Source organism: Tepidiphilus sp. HLB4 (assembly GCF_054823945.1).
Genome location: NZ_JSYB01000036.1, coordinates 53932 through 76099, shown reverse-complemented (window position 1 = coordinate 76099; position 22168 = coordinate 53932). Strand labels below are relative to the sequence as shown.

Below are 22168 nucleotides of genomic sequence, written 5' to 3'. Positions count from 1 at the left end.
ACCTCCCGTCCTTCCCGGCGGGAGGTTTTTTTGTCTACAGTAGCACCTGGGTGCCGAGCTCGACGACGCGGTTGGGCGGAATCTTGAAGAAGGCGGTGACGCTGCCGGCGTTGCGATGCAGGGCGACGAAGATCCGCTTGCGCCACTGCCGCATCTCGGGACTGGGGCGGGGAATGACCGTTTCGCGACCCAGAAACCACGAAGTGGCGAGCGGCTCGCACTCCAACCCTCTGGGGGCGGCGCCGACGAGCGCGGCTGGCAGATCGGGCTCGTCCATGAAACCATAGCGCACGATCACCTGCCAGAAGTTCTCCGGCAGCTCCCGGATTTCCAGCCGTTCCTCAGGTGGCACGTAGGGAACGTCCTCGAAGTGCACGCTGGCCACCACTACGCGCTCGTGCAGGATCTTGTTGTGCATGAGGTTGTGCAGCAAGGCGTGCGGCACGCGGTCGGGGTGGGCGTTGAGAAAGACCGCCGTGCCCGGCACGCGCAGCGGCATGCCGCCGCGCAGCGACTCGATGAAGCCGACAAGGCTCATGCGTCCGCCCTCGAGCCGCTCGATGAGCAGTTCCCGCCCCTGCTTCCAGGTGAGCATCACCACGAAGACCACCAGCCCCACGCACAGCGGGAACCAGCCGCCATCGGGAATCTTCAGCACGTTGGCGGTGAGGAAGGTCAATTCCACCGCGAGGAAGCAGGCGAAGAGCGCCACGGCGCGGGCCCAGCCCCAGCCCCAGACGCGGGCGGCCACCACGGTGGCCAAAAGCGAGGTGATCACCATGTCACCGGTCACCGCCAGGCCGTAGGCCGCCGCGAGGTTGTTCGAGGAGCGGAACCCGAGCACCAGCAGCATCACCGCGGCCATCAGCGCCCAGTTGAGCACGGGTATGTAGATTTGCCCCTGCTCGCGCTCCGAGGTGTGGCGTACTTCCATGCGCGGCAGGAACCCCAGCTGGATCGCTTGCCGGGTGATGGAGAAGGCGCCCGAGATGACGGACTGGGAGGCGATGACGGTCGCCAGCGTCGCCAGGCCCAGCATGGGGTAGAGCGCCCATTCGGGGGCCATGAAATAGAAGGGGTTCTGCATTGCGGAAGGGTCGCGCAGCAGCAGCGCACCTTGGCCGAAGTAGTTGAGCACCAGCGCGGGCAAGACCAGCAGGAACCAGCTGCGCCGGATGGGCTTGCGTCCGAAGTGCCCCATGTCGGCGTAGAGCGCCTCCGCCCCGGTGATCGCCAGCACGACGTTGCCCATCGCCACCAGGGCCATCGCGTGATGGTGCACGAGAAAGGAGATTGCGTACGCCGGGCTGAGGGCGGCGAGCACTTCCGGCGCATCGAGGATCTGGTTGAGGCCAAGGAGCGCCAGCACCACGAACCAGACCAACATCACCGGCCCGAAGGCATGCCCGACGAGCGTCGTGCCGTGGTGCTGCAGGTAGAACAGGATGAGGAGCACCGTCAGCGACACCGGCAGCACCACGTGATGCAGCGCCGGTGCGGCGATCTGCAGCCCTTCCACGGCCGAGAGCACCGAGATGGCCGGCGTGACCATGCCGTCGCCGTAGAACATGGCCGCGCCCAGGATGCCGACGCCGAGTACGACCGCCTGCGAGCGGCTGCCGGGGCGCGTGTCGCGCAGCGCGAGCGCGATGAGCGCCATGATGCCGCCCTCGCCGCGGTTGTCGGCGCGCATGATGAAAATAACGTATTTTACGGCGACGATGATGATGAGCGCCCAGAAGAAGAGCGAGAGGCTGCCGAGCACGTTGGCCCGCTCCAGGGCGATGGGATGGTTGCCGGCGAAGACTTCCTTCATCGCATAGAGCGGGCTCGTGCCGATGTCGCCGTAGACGACCCCCAGCGCTCCCAGGCACAAGAGCGCCAGTTCCTTGCCGCGGGCTTCACTCGACGGTCGATGTTCCATGGCTTTTCCTCGTTTTTTTGCGGCGCAGCCCCTGGCGCGCCGGGAGATCTTTGCCAATCTTAGGTCATCGGCGGGGGTTTGGGAACGACATAGGGCGATTCTGGAATTTTCCCTGATTCCGTCGATAGGCAGGAACGATTGGCCGCGGGGCAGTCCTCTTCTATGATGAAGTCGATGGCGCGGCGCGAAGGCGCTGCACCTTCATGAGTTCCGCAGCCCGTGGTGTGCCTGTTTTCAAACCGTCAGACCGCGCGGTTCGGCCATTCGACCCTGCAAGGAGAACGCGCCATGAGCGAGCAGAAGTGCCCCTATCATCTCACCACCACGGCCGGTGCGCCGGTGGCCGACAACCAGAATTCGCTCACCGTCGGGCCACGCGGCCCCACGCTGCTGCAAGACTACGTCCTGCTCGAAAAGCTCGCGCACCAGAACCGTGAGCGCATCCCCGAGCGCGTGGTGCACGCCAAGGGCTGGGGCGCGTTCGGCACGCTCACCATCACCGGTGACATCCGCAAGTATTCCCGTGCCAAGGTATTTTCCCAGATCGGGGCGAAAATCCCCATGCTGGCGCGCTTCTCCACGGTGGCCGGCGAGATGGGCGCGGCCGATGCCGAGCGCGACGTGCGCGGCTTCGCGCTCAAGTTCTACACCGAAGAAGGCAACTGGGATCTCGTGGGCAACAACACGCCGGTCTTCTTCATCCGCGACGCCTACAAGTTCCCCGATTTCATCCACACGCAGAAGCGCCATCCGCGCACCAACCTGCGCTCGCCCACGGCGATGTGGGACTTCTGGTCGCTCTCGCCCGAGAGCCTGCACCAGCTCACCATCCTCTTCTCCGATCGGGGCATCCCGCGCTCGCCCATGCACATGAACGGCTATGGCAGCCACACCTACAGCTTCTGGAACGAGGCCGGTGAGCGCTTCTGGGTGAAGTTCCATTTCAAGACGCGGCAGGGGCACGAGACGCTCACCGACGAAGAGGCCGAAGCGATCATCGGCAAGACGCGGGAGAGCTACCAGGAGGCGCTCTTCGGCGCGATCGAGCGCGGCGAATACCCTCGCTGGACGATGTACGTGCAGGTGATGAGCGAGAAAGAGGCCGACGCCTGGAGCGAGCGCACCGGCTGGAATCCGTTCGATCTCACCAAGGTTTGGCCGCATCGCGACGCCCCGCTCATCGAAGTGGGCGTGATGGAACTCGATCGCAACCCGGACAACTACTTTGCCGAGATCGAGCAGGCGGCCTTCTCGCCCTCGAACGTGGTGCCGGGCATCGGGTTCTCGCCCGACAAGATGCTGCAGGCGCGCATCTTCTCCTACGCCGACGCCCACCGCTACCGCCTGGGGACGCACTACGAGGCGCTGCCGGTCAACCGCCCGCGCTGTCCGGTGCACCATTACCACAAGGACGGGTCGATGCGCTTCTTCGACAACTTCCACGAAAACCCGGACGCCTACTATGAGCCCAACTCCTTCGGTGGTCCGGTCGAGCGGCCCGAGGTCAAGGAGCCGCCCCTGTCGGCCATCGGCATGATCGACCGCTACAGCCATCGCGACGGCAACGACGACTTCTCGCAGCCGCGCGCGCTGTGGGCGCTCTTCGACGAGGCGCACAAGGAGCGGCTCTATGGCAACCTCGCGCGTTCGATGAAAGGAGTGCCGGATTTCATCGTCGAGCGCCAGCTCGCCCTCTTTGCCCAGATCGATCCAGCCTACGCCGAAGGTGTGCGTCGCGCGCTCGATCGTCTATGATGAAACGAGGCGGGGCCGAAGGGCTCCGCCTTCCGTTCCATCCTGGAGGGGTATATGCCGACACTACAACAGCAAGGCTTGGTCGAAGAACGGCCGAGGCCGGCGAGGAGACCGGCGCACGGCGCCGACCGGCTGCGGGCCCTGGTGCAGTCCTGGCTCGACGAGGCCGACGTGAAACTGGACGGCGATCGGCCGTGGGATTTCCAGATCAAACACCCCAAGGTGCTCGAACGCGTGCTTGCCGAGGGCAGTCTCGGCTTGGGCGAGGCCTACATGGACGGCTGGTGGGAGTGCGAGCGGCTCGACGAGTTCTTCGCCCGGGTGCTGCGCGCGCGGCTCGACGAGCGGGTGAAAAATCCTTCGCTCGTGTGGCGGGCGCTGAAAGCGCGGCTCATCAACCTGCAATCCGTGCGCCGCGCCTGGCACGTGGGCGAGGTGCACTACGACCTGGGCAGCGACTTCTTCGAAACGATGCTCGATCCTTACATGGCCTATTCCTGCGGCTACTGGGCGAACGCCAAGACGCTGGAAGAGGCGCAGGTGGCCAAGCTCGACCTCATCTGCCGCAAGCTGGGGCTGGAACCGGGGATGCGGCTGCTCGACATCGGCTGCGGCTGGGGCAGCCTCATGCGCTACGCCGCCGAGCACTACGGCGTCGAGTGCGTGGGGCTGACGATCTCCAAGGACCAGGCCGCCTGGGGGCAGAAGCGCTGCACGGGGCTGCCGGTGCGTTTCATCCTGGCCGACTACCGCACCTTCAACGTCGATGGCAAGGAGCGGTTCGACCGCATCGCCTCGGTGGGGATGTTCGAACACGTAGGGGTGCGCAACTACAAGGCGTATTTTGCCATGGCGCGCCGCAGCCTGCGCGACGACGGGCTCTTCCTGCTGCACACCATCGGCAAGAACCGCCGCGGTGGGGGCACCGATCCGTGGATCGAGAAATACATCTTCCCCAACGGGGAGCTGCCCTCGATCGGCGAAGTGGCGGATGCGAGCGAGCACTGGTTCGTGATGGAAGACCTGCACAACTTCGGCGCCGACTACGACAAGACCCTGATGGCCTGGTACGAGCGCTTCGAAGCCGCCTGGCCGCGCTTTCGCGAGCGCTACGGCGAGCGCTTCTACCGCATGTGGCGCTACTACCTGCTTGCCTGCGCCGGCACGTTCCGTGCGCGTACCAACCAGCTGTGGCAGTTCGTATTTTCGCCGGATGGCGTGCCCGGAGGCTACCGGCGTCTCAGCTGAGGCCGCCGGCTTCCATCGCCTTGAGCGTGCGCGACACGGTCTCGATGCGCAGCCCCGTGATCGCGGCGATGTCGCGCAGGCGCAGGCGCAGCGGCTCGGCTCCGACCGACTGGGCAAGCTCGAAGAGGCGGGCGATGCGCTCGGGCGCCTTGCCCGCGCGCAGGCGCAGCACCTCGCCCATGCGGTGCTCGAAGCGGGCATAGAGCAGGGCCGCCGGTTCCTTGGCGGCCACTTGGCTCCAGCCTTCGAGCACCACCGGCGTGACGGCGGTGGCGGTGTAGCCATAGCGGCCGAACATCAGCGCTTCCGCCCCGATCAGGTCGCCGCCCCAGGCGATGCCGACGAAATGCTCCTCGCCGAAGGGGACCGGCAGGTCGAGCCGCACGATCCCCTCCACGACCCGCCAGGCCGGGCCGCTCTCTCCTGCCACGACCAGCGCCTGGCCGCGTTTGCCCAGACGCCGCTCGGTGAGAGGCGTTTCACATGCCATGGCTGGATTTCTGGCCGTGATCGCGTTTGAGCGGACGCGCCGGCGCTTCCACGGCAACCTCGAATTCCTTGCCCTGCGCGTCGGTGAAGATGAGGGTGAGCGGCACTTTCTGGCCGACTTCCACGGGCTTGGGTAGGTCAATGAGCATCACGTGGTAGCCGCCGGGCTTGAGCTCCATCGTCTTGCCGGCTTCGAGCGGCAGACCGCCGGGGATGGCGCGCATCTTCATGACGTCGCCGTCCATCACCATTTCATGGATCTCCACCACGGGAGCGACCGGCGTCTTGCCGCCGGTGAGCTTGACCGGCGCGTCGGCGGTGAGCTTCATGAAGGCGGCCGTGGCTTTCTGCCCCGCTACCGTGGCCTGGACCCAGGGGTCTTCGACCTTGACCGTCTGCGCCCAGGCGGGCAGCGCGAAGGCGCCGAACATCAGCGCGAGACCGAGAGAACGGCGGGTTTGGGTGGTCGGCATCATCGACTCCTTGCGTGGGAAAAGCGGGCGATCAACGTCCTGGAGCAGCGGGCGCTTCGGCGAGCAGCCGCCGAACGTCGGCGGCGAATGCTTCGGCCGGAAGCGCATGGGGTACGGCCAGTCGAAGCTTGCCGTCGGCATTATAGACGAAAGTGGTGGCGGTGTGATCCATCGTGTAGGAGCTGCCGGTGGGTACCTTGCGGTAATAGACGCGGAATTCCTTGGCCGTGCGGGCCACCTCTTCCGGGCTTCCTACCAGGCCAACGAACGAAGGATCGAAGGCGTCGAGATAGGCTCGAACGACCTCGGGCGTATCCCGCTCGGGGTCCACCGTGACGAAGACGATGCGAAAGCGTTTCCCCTCTTCGCCCAGCAGCCGCTTCACCTCCACCGCGCGCGACAGGGCCGTGGGGCACACGTCGGGGCATTGCAGGAAACCGAAGTAGACGCCCACCACTTCGCCGCGGAAGTCGGCGAGCGTGCGCACGCGCCCTTCCGTGTCGGGCAGGCGCAGCTCGCGGCCGAAGCTGGCTTCGCGGATCTCGGTGGCGTGAAAGGCGGGCGGCGATGAGACCTTCTCGCAGGCCGACAGCAGCAGCGCGGCGGGAAGCAGCATGAGCGCAAAGGTACGGTGCAAATCCGGGCATGTCATCGTGTCTCGACCTTTGTGCGGCACATCTGCCGATGAGGCAATCTTAGGCGTGCGCAACCGAGTTGACAATGCGTGCGCGCAGGGAGTTTGCGCGACGTCAAAACCGCCCCCGGGAAAATTGACAATCCTCAATTGAGCCGCAGGAAACGAAACGTTACGATGACGCCGCCCGTCGTCGCCTGCGTCGGCGACCCCTTTTCGTCTCTCCCGAAAGGAGCCGCGTACCATGACCGTCTCTCCCGTTTCTTCGTCTCCGCCGCGGCGCAGCCCCTTGCCGCTCGCCCTGGCGCTCGCGTTTGCCGGTATGCCTGCCGCCTGGGCACAAAGCGAAGCGGTGCCGCCAGGCGGCGCGGTGCTCGCGCCGGTGATCGTCTTGGATACGAAGGAACAGGCCGCCCCGCCGGCTACGACGCTCGGCCCGCAGGAACTCGCCCCGCTGCGCGCCGCCACTGCCGACACGGCAAGCCTCTTGCGCAAGGTGCCGGGCGTGACCCTCTACGGCGCGGGCGGCGCTTCCAGCCTTCCGGCCATCCATGGCCTGGCCGACGACCGGCTGCGCCTGCAGGTCGACGGCATGGATCTGCTCTCGGCCTGCCCCAATCACATGAACCCGGCCTTCTCCTATCTCGACCCGAGCCAGGTCGAGACCGTCCAGGTGTGGACCGGCGTCACGCCGGTGAGCGTGGGGGGCGACGCGATTGGCGGGGCGATCGTGGTCGAGACGCCCAAACCGCGCTTCGCCGCGCCCGGTCAGGGCACGCTCGTCACCGGCGAGGCTGGCACCTATTACCGCAGCAATGGCGATGGCTTCGGAGTGCACGGCTCCGCCACGCTTGCCGGCGAGCAGGTGAGCGTGCGCTATCTCGGGGCGTACGCCAAGGCGAACGACTACACCGCCGGCGGAGACTTCAAAGATTTCACCGCCACCGGGCGCGCTGGCCATACGCTGGATCGCGACGAAGTCGGCTCCACCAGCTATGAGCTGAGCAACCACCTCGTCGGCTTCGCGCTCAAGAGCGGCGCGCATCTCCTCGATGCCTCGGTCGCCGTGCAAAACGTGGCCGACCAGCTCTATCCCAACCAGCGCATGGACATGCTGGACAACGATTCCACCCTCTTCAATCTGCGCTATCTCGGCCAGTTCGACTGGGGCTCGCTCGATGCCCGGGCCTATCACCAGAGCGTCGATCACTTCATGGATTTCGGCGAAGACAAGCGCTACTGGTACGGAACGGCCTCGGGTGGCCCGACGGCGCCAAACGGCAAGCCCTGCTCGCCGATCGGATCGAGCTGCGCCGCCGGCATGCCGATGAACACCGAGAGCAGGACCACGGGGGCGAAACTCACCGCCAACATCGCCCTGAGCGAGCGCGACGTGCTGCGCCTGGGCGGCGAGTACCAGCACTACACGCTGGACGACTGGTGGCCGCCTTCTGGCGCCAACATGTGGCCCGGCACCTTCTGGAACATCAAGAACGGCGAGCGCGACCGCGCCGGTCTCTTCGGCGAGTGGGAGACGAAATTGAGCGACCGCTGGATGGCGCTCGCCGGCGTGCGCTACGAGCACGTCACCACCGATGCCGATCCGGTGCAGGGCTATGCCGACACGAACGGCATGGGAACGATGCTGAACTATCAGAAAAGGGACGCGGCCGCCTTCAACGCGCGCGAGCGCAAGCGCACCGACGACAACCTCGACTTCACCGCGCTCACGCGCTACACCCTGGACGAGATGCGCGAATTCGAGCTCGGCTTTGCGCGCAAGGTTCGCTCGCCCAGCCTCTACGAGCGCTATCCGTGGTCGACCTGGACGATGGCGGCGGTGATGAACAACTTCGTCGGCGACGGCAACGGCTACATCGGCAACCCCGACCTCGAACCGGAGAAAGCCTATACGCTGTCGGCCACGATCGACTGGCACGCCGCCGACCGCCAATGGGGCCTGCGCTTCACGCCCTATCTCACCTACGTCGATGACTACATCGACGCGCTGCAGTGGGATGCGGCGAAGAACGCCCCGGCGGCCAGGCTCACGCGCAACCAGTTCGTCGTCTTACGTTACGAGAACCAGTCGGCGCGCCTCTACGGGTTCGACCTCTCGGGCAAGGCGCCGCTTGCGCGCACCGGCCTGGGCGCCTTCGGCTTCGAGGGGGTGCTGAGCTACACCAAAGGCGAGAACCGCGACACCGACGACGACCTCTACAACATCGTGCCTTGGCGCGCCACGCTCACCCTCACGCACCAGCTCGCCGGCTGGAACAATGCCGTGGACTGGGAACTGAGTGCGCGCAAGGACGACGTGTCGGATGCGCGCAACGAGATCGAGACGCCGGGCTACGGCCTCGTGCACCTGCGTGCGAGTCACGATTGGAAAGACGTGCGGCTCGACCTTGGCGTGGAGAACCTCTTCGACAAGCTCTACTACCTGCCCACCGGCGGAGCCTACGTCGGCCAGGGCACGACGATGAGCATCAACGCCGTACCCTGGGGCATCGCCGTGCCGGGCATGGGGCGATCGGTCTACGCCGCGATCAACGTCAAGTTCTGAGCGGCGAGGGAGCAAAGAAATGCACGGGGGCGGCACCGACGGCCTCGTCGAGCGCCGCTTCCGCTCCCCCGGCTCCCGCGGCGAGCGAGGCGAAATCGAAGAGCGCGCGGTCGAGCAGGTGCGAGGGCACGGCGTGGCCGAGCGCGGTGAAGATGGAGGCGATGCGGCGCGGATCCTCCCGTTCCCAGGCACGCAGCATGGCTTTCACCTGCTGGCGCTGGGCGTTTTCCTGTGAGCCGCACAGCGAGCAGGGGATGATGGGGAAATTCATGCCGCGGGCGTAGCGCGCCAGATCCTCTTCCGCACAGTAGGCGAGCGGCCGGATCACCACCAGGTCGCCCTCGTCGTTGCGCAGTTTGGGCGGCATCGCCTTCAGACGCCCGCCGAAGAAGAGGTTGAGGAAGAACGTCTCGAGGATGTCGTCGCGGTGGTGCCCCAACGCCACCTTGTTCGCCCCCAGCTCGCGCGCCGTGCGGTAGATGATGCCGCGGCGCAGGCGCGAGCACAGCGAGCAGGTGGTCTTCCCTTCGGGGATCTTCTCCTTGACGATGGAGTAGGTGTCCTCGCGTACGATGCGGTACTCCACCCCCACCTGAGCGAAATGGCGCGGCAGCACGTCCTCGGGAAAACCCGGCTGGCGCTGGTCGAGGTTCATCGCGATCAGCCGGAAGCGTACCGGTGCGCGCGCCTGGAGCTTTTGCAGCAGCGCGAGCAGCCCGAGCGAATCCTTGCCGCCGGAGACGCACACCAGCACCGTGTCGCCTTCCTCGATCATGCCGAAGTCGCCGATCGCCTGGCCCACCTGGCGCAGCAGGCGCTTTTCCAGCTTGAGCAGTTTTTGCGAGGGAGAATCGGAGGGTTCGGGGATCATCGGCAAGGGGGGCGAAAAACGACAGGGCTTGCGAGGATAGCACGAGCCGGGGCCCGCTTCAGCGCCCGACTTCCCACCCGGCCACCGGCCCGGGCACCACGCGCATCAGCGGATGCGGCGAGCAGCGCCTGCGCGAGGTTCAGGCCGGGATTTCGACGAATTCGCCGTAGGAGCGAGGAGCGGGAATTTCTTTCCCTTCTTCCTTGAGCCCTTCGAGGTGGAATTCGATGGCTTCTTGGATGAGGCGGCGCACTTCTTCTTCTGTGTCAGCAACGGCAATGCAGCCTGGCAGATCGGGAACGTAGGCGCCGTATCCCTGGGGGCTGCGTTCGATGATGACCATGTAGCGCATCTCATTCTCCTAGGGTGAGGCCGGCTTGTTTGAGCGCACTGGCAAGCGTCCCGGGAGGGATGTCGGCGCTTGGCTTGCCGGCGACGGTAACCGTACCCGGCTTGGTCGGGTGGCGAAACTGGCGGTGACTACCTTTTTGCCGTACCTGAATCCAGCCGTCGCGTTCGAGCAGCGAGATGAATTCTTTGACTTTCATGTCGGGCATTGTATCCCAGCGATACGGGCAGGTGTCTTCGTGGGGCAGCCGCATCCCATCTCCGTAAGGCCGAGAGGCGCCTGGCAATCGGTGTCGACGGAGACGGCAAGGGCACGGTCGACCCTTGCCTTGTTTCGAGTATTCCACTCGAAACCGCGCGGACGCACCTGTGCCTTCTTGCGAGCGCATGGCGAGAGGTTCAGCGCCCGACTTCCCACTCGGCCACCGGCCCGGGCACCACGCGCATCAGCGGATGCGGCAGCGGTGCCGTGCCGGAGAGCCGCGCCGCCCGCGCTGGGTCGCGTTGCTCCAGCTTGCGCAGTAGATGGGCGAATTCGTGGGCGAGTTGTCCCTCGCTGACTTCGATGGGCGTGACGTCCTCGCGGGGCGGAAGTTTCGCGCGATCGAAGCGGTAGCTGCGCGCTTCGGCTTCGTCGGCCACCGCGTGCAGATAGGCGGCGATCGCCGTGAGCGGCATCGGATGCGCGCGGAAGCGCACGAGCTGCGGATGGTGGCGGTAGCCGCGCGTGGCCCCGGCGAGCACCGCCTGGGCGAGCAGCCCCTCGCGCCACAGGGCGACGAGCCCTTTGGCATCGAGCAGCGCGGGGTGGAGTGACCAGAGTCGCACCGAAAGACCCCGGCTCGATTCATCGAGCAGGCGAATGGAAAAGAAAGGCAGGCATGTATTGGCTCCCCGAGCAGGGCTCGAACCTGCGACCCACGGATTAACAGTCCGTTGCTCTACCGACTGAGCTATCGGGGAAGAGAGGCTCGAATTATAGCGGACGGCCCATCCGTGTCAAGACGATCGGGCGTAGTCGGCTTATGTCCGAATCGTCATGAGCTTCGAGCGGCGGGTTGTAGGGCGACAGTGCGGCGCAGGGTATCATGCGACCATCGCTTGATCGAGGAGAGAGACGATGGCCAACTGGTTTGCCGATAACCCTGCCTCCATCGGGCGCACGCCGCTCGTGCGCTTGAATCGCCTCACTGCCGGGGCCAAGGCGACGGTACTCGCCAAGATCGAGGCGCGCAATCCTGCTTTTTCGGTGAAGTGCCGCATCGGGGCGTCCATGGTGGCCGATGCCGAGCGCCGCGGCCTGCTCGGTCCGGGCAAGGAGCTCATCGAGCCGACGAGCGGCAACACGGGGATCGCGCTCGCATTCGTGGCTGCGGCCAAGGGGATTCCCCTCACGCTCACCATGCCCGAGACGATGAGCCTGGAGCGCCGGAAGCTTTTGGCCGTCTTCGGGGCGAAGCTCGTGCTCACCGAAGGGGCCAAGGGGATGAAGGGCGCGATCGAGCGGGCCGAGGCGATCGCCGCTTCCGACCCTCGGCGCTACGTGATGCTGCAGCAGTTCCGCAATCCGGCCAATCCGGCCATCCACGAGCAGACCACGGGGCCGGAGATCTGGCACGATACCGACGGACAGGTGGATGTCTTCGTCGCTGGCGTGGGCACTGGCGGGACCATCACCGGCGTGAGCCGTTACCTCAAAAAAACCCGCGGCAAGCCCGTCGTGTCGGTGGCGGTGGAGCCGGCGGGTAGCCCTGTGCTCACGCAGACGCGCGAAGGGCTACCGGTCAAGCCCGGGCCGCACAAGATCCAGGGCATCGGCGCGGGGTTCGTGCCGGAGGTGCTCGATCTGTCGCTCATCGACTTGATCGAGCAGGTGGGCGACGAGGAGGCGATGGAGACCGCCCGGCGGCTCGCCCGTGAGGAGGGAATCCTTGCCGGGATTTCGAGCGGCGCGGCGGTGGCGGCGGCGCTGCGCCTTGCCAAACGCGAGGAATACGCCGGAAAGACGATCGTCGTCATTCTGCCCGATTCGGGCGAACGCTACCTGAGCACGGCGCTTTTCGAAGGCATGTTCGACGCCTCCGGCCTGCCGGTTCGATGAAGCGCGAAAGGAAAGGGCAGTGCTGAGCTATCGTCATGGTTTCCACGCCGGCAACCATGCCGACGTGCTCAAGCACTGGGTGCTGGCCGAGGTGCTGGCCTACTTCAACGAAAAGCCTGCGCCCTGGACCTACGTCGACACCCATGCCGGTGCCGGCCTCTATCGACTGGGGGCTGGGGTAGGTGGTGCCCAGGCGAGCCACGAATTCCGTGAAGGGATCGCGCGCCTGTGGGCGGCGCGCGCCAAGGCGCCGGCGGTGTTTTCCGCGTATCTGGAGGCCGTGGCGGCGTTCAATCCCGCTGGGCGCCTGGAGCTCTATCCCGGGTCGCCGGCGATCGCACGGCAGTTTGCCCGCAGTGGCGCCCGCGGCAAGGGGGGCGATCGGCTGGTGTGTTTCGAGCGCCATCCGCGCGATTTCGCCGCGCTCGAGCGGCTCTTTGCCGGAGACGCACAGGTGCGCTGCCTGTCGAGCGACGGTTTTGCCGGCGCACTGCAGGTGCTGCCGCCGCCCTCGCGCCGCGGCGTGATCCTCATCGATCCGCCCTATGAAGTGCGCGGCGACTACGTGCGGCTCATCCCGGCCGTGCGGGCGATGCTGGAAAAGTTTCCGCAGGCGACGGTGCTCGTGTGGTACCCGCGCCTGCGTCGGGTGGAGGCGGAGGAGCTGCGCCGGCGTCTGGTGAACCTCGCGCCGGAGGATCATCTGCGGGTGGAGCTGCAGGTGGCGCCGCCCCCCGTGGGCGGCCGCGGCATGACGGCGAGCGGCCTGGTGGTGCTGCATCCGCCCTATGTGTTGGCACGGCGGCTGCAGGAAGGCTTGCCCTGGCTCGCCGGACAGCTGGAGGAAGCGCCGGGGCAGGGCGGGTGGGTGCTGGAGGCGAAGATCGCCTGAGCCTCAGTCCTTGCCGGGACGGATGGGGTCGGAGAAGACCAGCGTGCCGTCCTTGCGCATCATGAGGTTGTCGCGGCTAAGCAGATCTGGAATCACGCGATAGGTTTCGGCGAAGCGCGCCAGCGTCTCGACGGCCTGTTTCATGCCGGCATCGAACGGCGGCGGCTTGAGCTCGGTGAGCTGCTGCAGCGCGATGCGGCCCATCATCTGGCCCAGCTGCTGCCACTGCTGGCACAGATCCCACCAGGCGTGGATCAGCCGACGGGCGGCGTCGGCGGCGGGGCTGGTTTCGGGGATGGGATAGAGCTTTTCCACCTCGAAAAGGTGCATGGGAAAACCGTTGCTGGCGCGTCCGATGATGCCGTGGTAGGCGTAGACGGTGGGGAAATGCGGTCCCTGGGGGCGGTCGTCGGCAGCGTAGAGCAGGTATTCGTCCGGATGGGTGATGATCTTATAGACGCGCTCGCCGTCTCCCTTCTCGAGCACGATGCTGTAGCGTCCCCGTGCGATCTCGGGTTTTCCCTCGAGCAGCGGGTGTTGGGGCACCGGGTCGGGGATTTTGTCGGTCATGGTCTCGCTCCCTCTGGGGTATGTTCAATGATAGCGTAAATCCGGCGCGGCGAAGGGAAGCGCGCTCCGGCGAGGTGCCAGTGCGATAATCCCTCTTTGCCTTTCATTGAAATGCTTCGATGCAAGAAGATTCGTTCGGGGGGACGGCGCGGCGTGGGGGCCGGCAATGGCGGCCGGCGCTGGCGGCGTGGGCCTTGGCGCTCGCGGTCCATGCGCTCGCCTTCGGCCTGCTGGCGGCGGGACTCTCGTCCGCCTGGCCGCCGCGCGAGCCGCCGCCTTTTGCCGTGACCTTGATCGGGCCGGTGGAGGAGACGCCGGATTCGGCCGCTGCGGGCGAGGCGGGAGGGGGGGATGGTGGGTTCGCGGCACCTGTGTCCGAGCCGCCGACCGAGGTTTCGCCGCACGCGCCCCCCTCTCGGCCCTCGATGCCTGCTCCTATCCGGACGACGGCTGCGCCGCGAGCCGTGGCGGTGAAGCCGGTGCACATGCCCTTGCCCGAGAAGCGGATTCCCCCTGCGGAAGCGCTACCCGAGGTCAAAGCGGCCGTGCCGGCCAGCGAGGAGGGAAATGCTCCATCGCAGGGGGCTTCGCAGGAAGCGGGCGAGGGGCGCGGCGGCGCCGAGCCTGCCGTTGCGACGGGCGAAGGGGCGGGCGCGGGCGGACGCGGGAACGGGGCGTCCGGGCCGTCTTCCGGAAAGGAGGGAGAAGGGGGCGGGGGTGCTGGTTCCAAGGGCGGGGCGCCCTGGTCCGAGCGGCTGCGCGCCTGGCTCGAGGCGCACAAGGTCTATCCGCCGAAGGCGCGGCGCCTCGGTGTGGAGGGGACCGTGTGGGTGCGGCTCCATTGCTCGGGAGGGAAGGCGGTCGTGCAGCTCGAGCGATCCTCCGGTGCCCCCTGGCTCGACGAGGCGGCGCTCGCGCTCGTGCGCGAGGCAGTGGCGGCGCTCGAGGGGGACGCGGCCGTGTGCGCCCTAGGGGGTTTCACGGTGCCGATTGGCTACCGGCTGGTCGGCTGAGCGTTTTCTTCGGCGCTGACGCGCGCCGCTTCTTCGTGCGCAGCGATCATGGCGGCGCGCGAGGCGGGCGTCTCCAGGGTGAGGGGGCCGAGCTTGCCCTCGCGAAAATCCTGCAGGAGGATATTGGCCGCCTTTTCCCGGTCGAGCTCGCCGCCCTTGCGCCGGCAGCCGCGCCGCTCGCCGACGGCCTCGACGATCTCTTCGCCGTTCATGCCTGTGGGATCGAAGCGGTAGCGTGCGGTGAGCCGATCGGCGTATCCTTGGGCGAGCAGGGTCTCGGCAAGGAAGGCCGCCACTTCCTCTTCGGCCACGGCGTTGCGCCCGATGGCGTGGCAGGCAGCGAGCAGATAGCCGTCGGCCTCGAATTCGATCTTGGGCCACATCAGGCCGGGGGTGTCGGTGATGCTGCGCAGCCCCGGAAGATCGTAGCGCTGCACGCTCTTCGTCACGGCCGGCTCGTCCCCGACCTTGGCGGCCTTGCGGCCGATGAGGGCGTTGAGGAGCGTGGATTTGCCGACGTTGGGGATGCCGGCGATCATCAGCCGCAGCGGTTTGGTCGGCTCGCTGCGGTGTGGCGCGAGTCGCTCGCAGGCGGGCAGGATACGGCGCACGTCGGCCGGATTCTTGGCGCAGACGGCGAGCGCGCGCACGCCCTCTTCGCGCTCGAAGGCGGCGATCCATTCGGTGGTACGGGCCGGATCGGCGAGGTCGGCCTTGTTGAGCAGCTTCAGGCAGGGACGCTGCCGGCTGCGGCGCAGCGTCTCGAGCAGAGGATTTCGGCTCGCTGCGGGAATGCGCGCGTCGAGCACTTCGATGAGCACGTCGACGTCGGCAAGCGTCTCTTCGAGCTTGCGCCGCGCCGCGTGCATGTGGCCGGGAAACCATTGTATGGGCATGGGGCGATCATACTATGGAGCGTCGCGAATGACCTACGGTGCGGCCGTATGGCGGCGTTGCGCGGTGCTCGGATGCCCGCCTATCTTGGTGCGATGGTTCTGCGAGCTACCCTACGCATGAGGGCGTTGACGAATGAAAGCATTGTCACTAGCATTTATTTTATTCAAACGTTTGTTGGAGTTTTGTATGAATACCTTGCGCCGCTGGATGCTCATCTTGTGCGGTTTGTCGTGCTTTGGGTCGTTGGCTTGGGGCGGAGAGGGGCAGGGGGAATTCGCACCAACCCTCGAACGTGAAGGACAGGTGCTCGTGCGCAACGGTTCGGGGGTGCGTACGAGACTCGTCTTCGACGTCTATGCCATCGCTTTGTATCTGCCGCAGCGGGCGGAAACGGCCGAGGCGGCATTGTCGTCTCCACCGCCGCGGGTGATTGCGATTCGCTTGCTGCGACGCTTGGACGGACGCACCTTTGTCGAAGCGCTGTGGGAGGGACTCGAGAAGAATCATGCGCCGGATGCGCTCGCCCCGTTTCGTGATCCTTTGGCCAGACTCAGGGCGGCGATGGCAGCGGCAGGCGAGATGAAAGCAGGGACCGCCGTGGAAATCACCGAGAACCTTCATGGAGAAACTTCCATTCTCGTCGATGGACAGGCGTTGATGGAGCCGGTGCGTGAGCCGGGTTTCTTCCCGGTGCTGCTGGCGATCTGGCTGGGTCCTTCGCCTGCGCAGGAGTCCCTGAAGGGGGCTTTGGTCGGTCGGTGATTTCGTTCGTGACGCTCAGGCGGACGCGCTCGGCCGTGCCCGTACCGTTTCGTACCAGCGTCGAGCGTTGATGTGCGTTTCTGGCAGCGTGAGCTTGATCCAGCCGGCGAAGTCCACCGTGACGAAGGCGGTGATGTCGGCCACTGAAAAGAAATCGCCCGCCAGAAAAGTCGAGTGCGCGAGCCGTTCTTCCAGGACGTCGAAAAAGCGTTTCGTGCGGCGCTGTCCGCGTTCGACGAGGGCGGGGATCTGCTCGTAGTCATCGTGCCCGGGCAGTGCGCGGTTCTTGAAAGCCGGTGCGGAATTGCGCAATGCGTCGGCGACGGCGAGCAGTCCCTCGAACTCGGCGCGCCGACTCCACATTTCGACCAGGGCCTGCTCGAGCGGGGTCTTGCCGAAGAGCGGCGGGTCGGGTTGCAGCGCCTCGAAATAGCGGCAGATGGCGATCGATTCGCTGATGCCGGTGCCGTCGTCGAGCACGAGGTAGGGGACCACGCACTGCGGGTTGATTCGGCGGAACGCTTCGCTGAGTTGCGCACCCTGGCGTAGATCTACGGCTTCGGTCGGCACTTCGATGCCTTTCTCCGCGAGAAAGATGCGAACGCGTCGGGGGTTCGGCGCGGGCGGATAGTCATAGAGTTTCATCGTCGTCTCCTCATGCTTTCGAGCAGAAGATGATCGCACACTCCCGGGTCTCGTGAAAAACCACTACGAGCGGGGTCGGTTGCGAAGCCCTCCGATCGGGGGGCGTTCGAGCACCGCACGACGCCGTCCTGTAGCCGTGTCGGCGATCGCTCGGGCGCCCATAGGCTGCTTCGCCGGTCTTATAATGCTCTTTTCGGTAAAGTCTGAGGCGCGCGATGGGCGAAGTGTGGCGGCCGCACGTGACGGTGGCGGCGGTGATCGAGCGCGAGGGGCGCTTTTTGTTCGTCGAGGAAGAGACGGAGTTCGGTGTGCGCCTGAACCAGCCGGCGGGGCATTGGGAGCCGGGGGAATCGCTCGTCGACGCGGTGGTGCGCGAGACGCTGGAAGAGTCGCGTCTGCGCTTCGCACCCAATGCCGTGGTGGGGGTCTATCACTGGACCCGGCCCGATGGGGCGCTCACTTACCTGCGCTTTGCCTTTTCCGGCAAGGTGACGGGCGAGGAGCCCGATCGTGCGCTCGATGAGGGGATTCTGCGCACGCTGTGGCTTGCGCCCGAGGAGGTGGAGGCGGCGGGGCGCGAAGGGCGCCTGCGCAGCCCCATGGTGCTTGCCTGTGTGCGCGACTGGCGCGAGGGGCGGCGTTACAGTCTGGATTTGATCCGCTATCTGGCGGGCTGAGGAGCCGTGAGGGTGGAATTCGATTGGGATGCGATCGGCGTCGAGCCGGGCGAGGGGCGCCACGTGGTGGTAGGGCTCTCGGGCGGGGTGGATTCGTCGGTGGCGGCCTGGCTTCTGAAGGAGCGGGGCTGGCGCGTGACGGGCGTGTTCATGAAGAACTGGGAGGACGATGACGACGAGGAGTATTGCTCCACGCGCCAGGACCTGATCGACGTGGTGAGTGTGTGCGATCTGCTGGGCATCGAGCTGGAAGTCGTCAATTTCGCCAAGGAGTACAAGGAGCGGGTCTTCTCCGAATTCCTCGCCGAATACGCCGCCGGCCGCACGCCGAACCCGGACGTGCTGTGCAACGCCGAGATCAAGTTCGCCTGTTTCCTCGATCATGCCATGGCGCTGGGGGCCGAGCGCATCGCCACCGGCCATTACGCTCAGGTGCGACGCTGGGAGGACGAGGAGGGGGCGACGTATCAGCTTTTGAAGGCCGAGGACGGCACGAAGGATCAGAGCTATTTCCTCTACCGGCTCGACCAGGCGCAGCTTTCGCGCTCGATGTTTCCGCTGGGGCGGCTCTACAAGCGCGAGGTGCGCAGAATCGCGCGCGCCCTGGAGCTGCCGGTGGCGGAGAAGAAGGATTCGACCGGGATCTGTTTCATCGGCGAGCGGCCGTTTCGCGAATTCCTGCAGCGCTATCTGCCGGCGCGCCCCGGCGAGATCCGCTCGCTCGACGACGGGCGCGTGCTGGGCACGCACCAGGGAGTGATGTATTACACCTTGGGGCAGCGCAAGGGACTGGGCATCGGCGGGGTGAAGGGCGGCGAGGATCCTGCCGAGCACGAGGCGTGGTACGTGGCGGCCAAGGACGTGGCGGCCAACGTGCTCTACGTGGTGCAGGGGCGCGAGCATCCGGCGCTGTGGCACGACCGGCTCACGGCGGTGCGCTGCCACTGGATCTCGGGCCGGGCGCCACACACGCATTGGGTGTATACGGCCAAACCTCGCTATCGTTCCCCCGATGCGCCCTGCGAGATCGAGCGGGTGGAAGGGGAGCGCGCCGAGCTCGTGTTCGCGCAGCCGCAGTGGGCACTCACGCCGGGCCAGAGCGTGGTGGTGTATGAGTCCCGAGTGTGCCTGGGCGGGGGGATCATCGAAATGGTGGGGCAGCCGAACGGTCTCGGAGGGCCGCTATCTGCCGGCGGTGCAGCGAGTCGCTGAGCGGCAGGATCGACACGGCGACGAAGAGCGCGTTCGCGCGTTTCAGGCAACCAGCCGGTGCCGGGTGATGGCGAGCGCCCCCGTGGCGAAGTGTTCGCAGCGGGCGATGTAGTTCTGCGTGCTCTTGGGCATGGGGGTGCGGGCGCGGGTGATGTGTCCGATGAGTTCCTTGCCGTCGAGGATGAGGCGCTCGCCATCGGTGATGAGCAGCAGCTCGTCGCGCGATGGGGGGGTGGAGAGCCTGGGTTTGTAGTTGGCGAGATTTTCTCCGGCCACGACGAAGTCGGCCCAGACGTCGAAGATTTCCTTGTCGGTGCGCAGCGTCTCGGTCTTGACCTTGGCGGCGCGGGCGTAGGCTTCGACGTAGGGGTTGATGCCCTGGAAGAAGGGGTGGGCGCCGATGGTGCGGCACATGACCTGAGCGATCCGGTCGATGTCGCGCATGGTCCAGGCGATCTTGAGGTAGCGGCTCTCGTAGAAGTCTTCGATGGGGATGGAGAAGGCGCGGAAGGGCTCGCCCCAGAGCTCGTCGATGCCTTCTTCGCCGCTGCGATGCAGCACGAGCCGCCCCAGGGAGAGAGCTTCCTGCAGGCAGCGGCCGCATTCGCGCATCAGTTCGTTGTCCGGCGTGATTTTGACGCCGAGCTCTTCGAGCTCGGTGAGCTTGGTGAAGATGTCGGTGGCGCGGTTGAAGAGCGCGCCGGCGAGCATCGCGCCCTTGACGCGCTTCTTCTGCGGGTCGGTTTCCGCCTGATAGGCCGCGCGGGCTTCATCGAGCCGTTTGCCAGGGATGTTGAGGCCGTGCTCGACGTGGTTGAAGAGGCGCCGGGTGAGGGCGGCGATGAGGGTGCGCTTGGCCTGGATCGTATCTTTGGGGATAGGGTACGTCTTGATCCAGTAGCCGTCGTAATAGACCCGTTCGACGCCGTCGATGACGCGCCGCGTGCCGTTGGGCGGAGAAGTGGTGCTGTCGTGGGCCATCGTTGCAAATTGTTTCTGGAAAAGAAGAAGTGTAATGCTGCGATTGATGCGTCGCAATAGGGGCGGATGGAAGGAGGGCATTCGCACCGGCTGGGGTGCGGTGCGGAGAAGGGGAAGAGCCGGTCGATGAGCGATTGGATGGCGCTTCAGTCGAGCAGTTCCGGATCGAGCACGACGCGCAGCACCGTCTCGACGTGGCCGTGGCGCTGGCGGCGTTTGAACCACCACAGGGCGCTGCGCCGGATGGACCAGGTGCTGTGCTGGCCGGCGAGTACGAGCGCGGCGATGCCGCCGAGGGTGGGTTGGTGGCCGACGATGAGGGTGGGGCGTTCGAGCTCGGGCCAGCCGATGGCGGCGAGCACGGCAAGGGGCGCGGCGCCGGGGGCGGCCTCGGGCAGGAGCTCGTAGTCCTGGGTCCAGGCTTCGAGCGTCTCACGGGCGCGGCGCGCGGGGCTGCAGCAGCGGCGCAGGTCTTCGGGGGCGTGCCGTTCCAGCCAGCGGGCGATGCGCTTGGCCTGACGGTGTCCGTGTTCGGTGAGGGGGCGGGCGAGGTCGTCTTGCCCGTCCTGGGCTTCGGCGTGGCGCCAGAGAAGAAGATCCATGTGCGTCATCCGGTGAGGTCGTCTTCGAGCCAGTCTTCGAGGCTGCCGAGGATCTCGGCGGTGTCGCGGGCGATGCGTTCGTGGTGCCAGGCAAGCAGCACGGCGGCGGCGAGCTGTTCTTCAGGATAGCGCTTTTGCCGCTGGACGAGTGCCTCTTGCGCCGCCTGCCAGTCCTGGGCGCGGCCGAGTACGTCGAGGGCCCGCTTGAGCCGGGCGAGCGCGCGGGCGGTGGCCTTGCCCTGCCACAGGGAACGGAAGAATTCCAGCCCATAGCGCAGTTTCTTGAGGGCGATGCGCAGCCGATGGCGCACGGCGGGGGAAGGGTCGCCGAGGTGGGCGGCCAGCCGTCGGCGGGCTTTCTTGCGCAGCGCTTCGAGCCGGTCACGGGCGAAGTGGCGCAGGTCGCTCGCGCGGATGAGGGCGTTGCCGGGCAGGGCTTCGAGCGCGGCGAGGAAGTCGAGCAGCACCCGGCCGTGGCGGCCGGGGTCGAGGCGGCCGCTGCGGCGGCGCAGGCGCTCGCGTTCGCTGGAGAGCCGAGCGGCGAGCTCGCCGAGGGCCTCGCGCTCGACGGGGCAACGTTCGAGGGCGGGGGTGAGCAGCTCGTCGAGGAGCACGTCGAGGTCGCGCAGCTGGCCGAGTTCGGCAGCGAGCTCGCCGAGGCGTTCGCGCCAGTGGCTGGCGAATTCGGGGCCGGTGACCGGTTCGAAGATCTGCAGCAGCGCCCGCAGCCGGCGCAGGGCGACGCGGATCTGGTGCAGGTATTCGGGGTCGTGGCGGTAAGGCAGCAGCGCCAGGTTGCCGCTCCAGTGGGCGAGCACTTCGTCGGCAAGGGCGCGCAGCGCCGCGAGGGGGTCGCCCTTGGCGTCGAGTTCGACTGCGACGGCCTTGACCGGCGCGGCCCAGGTGCCGGCGGCGAGCTGCATGGCGCGCTCGGCCTTGCTGCGGTTTTCGGGCCACAGGGAGAGATCTTGCGCCAGCGCCCGGGCGAGCGTCAGGAGTTCGGCGGCGGGGACTGCGTAGGCCTCGAGTTCGAGCTCATGGATCGGCAATTTCGCTGCGCCGGCTTCCAGTCGGCCGAGGTCGAGCGCGATCTCGATGTGCCCCTCGCCGCAGGGGAGTTCCCAGATCTCGCGGCGAAACCGGGTGCGAAAGCGCGGTTCGAGGCGCTCGCGGACTTTTTCCAGGCGCTCGCGCACAGCGTCGTCTTCGACGAAGGTGAAGTCGAACGTACCGGGCCAGGGAGCTTCCCATTCCTGGCGCGAGGAGAGCCCGCTGCGGCTGGGAGCGGCAGTTTTGACGGTGAGGAGTTTGCGTCCCGCCATCTGGCGCAGGCGCAGGGCGATGCCGTGGCGTGCGAGCGCTTCGTCTTCGGTGTCGTAGTAGGTGTTGTCCACACGCACCGGGGGATGGTGACGCGCCGTGGCGAGCAGAGGGTGCGCCCGCAGACGGGGGAGGTCGCCGCGGCGGATGCCGAGCTTGAGTTCGGTTTCGATGGTCATGACCGTTCT

23 protein-coding genes and 1 tRNA gene are annotated in these 22168 nt (G+C 66.6%); 9 read left to right on the top strand and 15 right to left on the bottom strand.

The window, feature by feature from the left end; all coding sequences use genetic code 11:
• Positions 1-34: 34 nt before the first annotated feature.
• Complete coding sequence (locus tag OA56_RS07090) at positions 35-1924, bottom strand: potassium transporter Kup (RefSeq protein ID WP_055422460.1); 1890 nt, start codon at positions 1922-1924, stop codon at positions 35-37.
• A 288-nt stretch (positions 1925-2212) separates the two neighbouring features.
• Between OA56_RS07090 and OA56_RS07085 the strand changes: the two genes are divergently transcribed.
• Positions 2213-3679, top strand: a complete 1467-nt coding sequence (locus OA56_RS07085) for a catalase (protein ID WP_055422461.1) — start codon at positions 2213-2215, stop codon at positions 3677-3679.
• A 54-nt stretch (positions 3680-3733) separates the two neighbouring features.
• Positions 3734-4927, top strand: a complete 1194-nt coding sequence (gene cfa, locus OA56_RS07080) for a cyclopropane fatty acyl phospholipid synthase (protein ID WP_141054701.1) — start codon at positions 3734-3736, stop codon at positions 4925-4927.
• On the opposite strand, the gene OA56_RS07075 is transcribed toward cfa, so the two are convergent.
• From OA56_RS07075 to OA56_RS07065, 3 genes are read right to left on the bottom strand one after another with little or no spacing between them, the layout of a single operon-like run.
• Positions 4920-5417: a Crp/Fnr family transcriptional regulator gene (locus OA56_RS07075; RefSeq protein WP_461584299.1), complete on the bottom strand. Its 498-nt coding sequence runs from the start codon at positions 5415-5417 to the stop codon at positions 4920-4922. The genes cfa and OA56_RS07075 overlap by 8 nt on opposite strands.
• On the bottom strand, positions 5407-5892 hold the full coding sequence (locus OA56_RS07070; protein WP_461584297.1) for a copper chaperone PCu(A)C: 486 nt from the start codon (positions 5890-5892) through the stop codon (positions 5407-5409). Before OA56_RS07070 ends, OA56_RS07075 begins: the two co-directional genes overlap by 11 nt.
• Positions 5893-5920: 28 nt before the next feature.
• Positions 5921-6541 (bottom strand): SCO family protein, encoded by a 621-nt coding sequence (locus OA56_RS07065; RefSeq protein WP_055422464.1) that lies wholly within the window; start codon positions 6539-6541, stop codon positions 5921-5923.
• Between the two features lie 226 nt (positions 6542-6767).
• On the opposite strand from OA56_RS07065, the gene OA56_RS07060 reads away from it, so the two are divergent.
• On the top strand, positions 6768-9089 hold the full coding sequence (locus tag OA56_RS07060; RefSeq protein WP_461584295.1) for a TonB-dependent receptor plug domain-containing protein: 2322 nt from the start codon (positions 6768-6770) through the stop codon (positions 9087-9089).
• Here the strand turns inward: OA56_RS07060 and ttcA are convergent.
• From ttcA to OA56_RS07035, 5 genes are all read right to left on the bottom strand, one after another.
• On the bottom strand, positions 9079-9960 hold the full coding sequence (gene ttcA, locus OA56_RS07055; RefSeq protein WP_082438314.1) for a tRNA 2-thiocytidine(32) synthetase TtcA: 882 nt from the start codon (positions 9958-9960) through the stop codon (positions 9079-9081). The genes OA56_RS07060 and ttcA overlap by 11 nt on opposite strands.
• 139 nt (positions 9961-10099) lie before the next feature.
• A complete protein-coding gene (locus OA56_RS07050; RefSeq protein ID WP_055422466.1) occupies positions 10100-10312 on the bottom strand; it encodes a type II toxin-antitoxin system HicB family antitoxin in 213 nt (70 codons plus the stop codon).
• Position 10313: 1 nt separating this feature from the next.
• Positions 10314-10508 (bottom strand): type II toxin-antitoxin system HicA family toxin, encoded by a 195-nt coding sequence (locus OA56_RS07045; protein WP_055422719.1) that lies wholly within the window; start codon positions 10506-10508, stop codon positions 10314-10316.
• 199 nt (positions 10509-10707) lie between these two features.
• On the bottom strand, positions 10708-11136 hold the full coding sequence (locus OA56_RS07040; protein WP_055422467.1) for a pyrimidine dimer DNA glycosylase/endonuclease V: 429 nt from the start codon (positions 11134-11136) through the stop codon (positions 10708-10710).
• 59 nt (positions 11137-11195) lie between these two features.
• Positions 11196-11271, bottom strand: a tRNA-Asn gene (locus OA56_RS07035).
• Positions 11272-11428: 157 nt separating this feature from the next.
• Between OA56_RS07035 and cysK the strand changes: the two genes are divergently transcribed.
• Together cysK and OA56_RS07025 are read left to right on the top strand one after the other, a co-directional pair.
• Entirely contained in the window at positions 11429-12409 is a 981-nt protein-coding gene (gene cysK, locus OA56_RS07030; RefSeq protein ID WP_055422468.1) for a cysteine synthase A, read from the top strand.
• A gap of 19 nt (positions 12410-12428) precedes the next feature.
• Positions 12429-13301 (top strand): 23S rRNA (adenine(2030)-N(6))-methyltransferase RlmJ, encoded by an 873-nt coding sequence (locus tag OA56_RS07025; RefSeq protein ID WP_461584291.1) that lies wholly within the window; start codon positions 12429-12431, stop codon positions 13299-13301.
• 3 nt (positions 13302-13304) lie between these two features.
• Here the strand turns inward: OA56_RS07025 and OA56_RS07020 are convergent, their stop codons facing one another.
• Positions 13305-13871: a hypothetical protein gene (locus tag OA56_RS07020; protein ID WP_141054679.1), complete on the bottom strand. Its 567-nt coding sequence runs from the start codon at positions 13869-13871 to the stop codon at positions 13305-13307.
• A gap of 119 nt (positions 13872-13990) precedes the next feature.
• On the opposite strand from OA56_RS07020, the gene OA56_RS07015 reads away from it, so the two are divergent.
• On the top strand, positions 13991-14884 hold the full coding sequence (locus OA56_RS07015) for a TonB family protein (protein ID WP_461584289.1): 894 nt from the start codon (positions 13991-13993) through the stop codon (positions 14882-14884).
• On the opposite strand, the gene ylqF is transcribed toward OA56_RS07015, so the two are convergent.
• On the bottom strand, positions 14866-15780 hold the full coding sequence (gene ylqF, locus OA56_RS07010; protein WP_141054673.1) for a ribosome biogenesis GTPase YlqF: 915 nt from the start codon (positions 15778-15780) through the stop codon (positions 14866-14868). The genes OA56_RS07015 and ylqF overlap by 19 nt on opposite strands.
• Positions 15781-15967: 187 nt before the next feature.
• Between ylqF and OA56_RS07005 the strand changes: the two genes are divergently transcribed.
• Complete coding sequence (locus OA56_RS07005; protein ID WP_055422473.1) at positions 15968-16543, top strand: chalcone isomerase family protein; 576 nt, start codon at positions 15968-15970, stop codon at positions 16541-16543.
• Between the two features lie 15 nt (positions 16544-16558).
• Here the strand turns inward: OA56_RS07005 and OA56_RS07000 are convergent, their stop codons facing one another.
• The gene (locus OA56_RS07000; protein WP_055422474.1) at positions 16559-17188 is read right to left on the bottom strand and encodes a glutathione S-transferase family protein; all 630 of its coding nucleotides are present in this window, start codon (positions 17186-17188) and stop codon (positions 16559-16561) included.
• 215 nt (positions 17189-17403) lie between these two features.
• Between OA56_RS07000 and OA56_RS06995 the strand changes: the two genes are divergently transcribed.
• Together OA56_RS06995 and mnmA are read left to right on the top strand one after the other, a co-directional pair.
• On the top strand, positions 17404-17865 hold the full coding sequence (locus tag OA56_RS06995) for an NUDIX hydrolase (RefSeq protein WP_461584286.1): 462 nt from the start codon (positions 17404-17406) through the stop codon (positions 17863-17865).
• 12 nt (positions 17866-17877) lie between these two features.
• Positions 17878-19077, top strand: coding sequence for a tRNA 2-thiouridine(34) synthase MnmA (gene mnmA / locus OA56_RS06990; RefSeq protein WP_461584285.1), 1200 nt, complete (start codon positions 17878-17880; stop codon positions 19075-19077).
• A 42-nt stretch (positions 19078-19119) separates the two neighbouring features.
• Here the strand turns inward: mnmA and OA56_RS06985 are convergent, their stop codons facing one another.
• From OA56_RS06985 to OA56_RS06975, 3 genes are all read right to left on the bottom strand, one after another.
• Entirely contained in the window at positions 19120-20058 is a 939-nt protein-coding gene (locus OA56_RS06985; protein WP_055422477.1) for a hypothetical protein, read from the bottom strand.
• A gap of 146 nt (positions 20059-20204) precedes the next feature.
• Entirely contained in the window at positions 20205-20660 is a 456-nt protein-coding gene (locus OA56_RS06980) for a SixA phosphatase family protein (protein WP_055422478.1), read from the bottom strand.
• Positions 20661-20665: 5 nt separating this feature from the next.
• Positions 20666-22159: a CYTH and CHAD domain-containing protein gene (locus tag OA56_RS06975; protein ID WP_461584282.1), complete on the bottom strand. Its 1494-nt coding sequence runs from the start codon at positions 22157-22159 to the stop codon at positions 20666-20668.
• Positions 22160-22168: the final 9 nt, after the last annotated feature.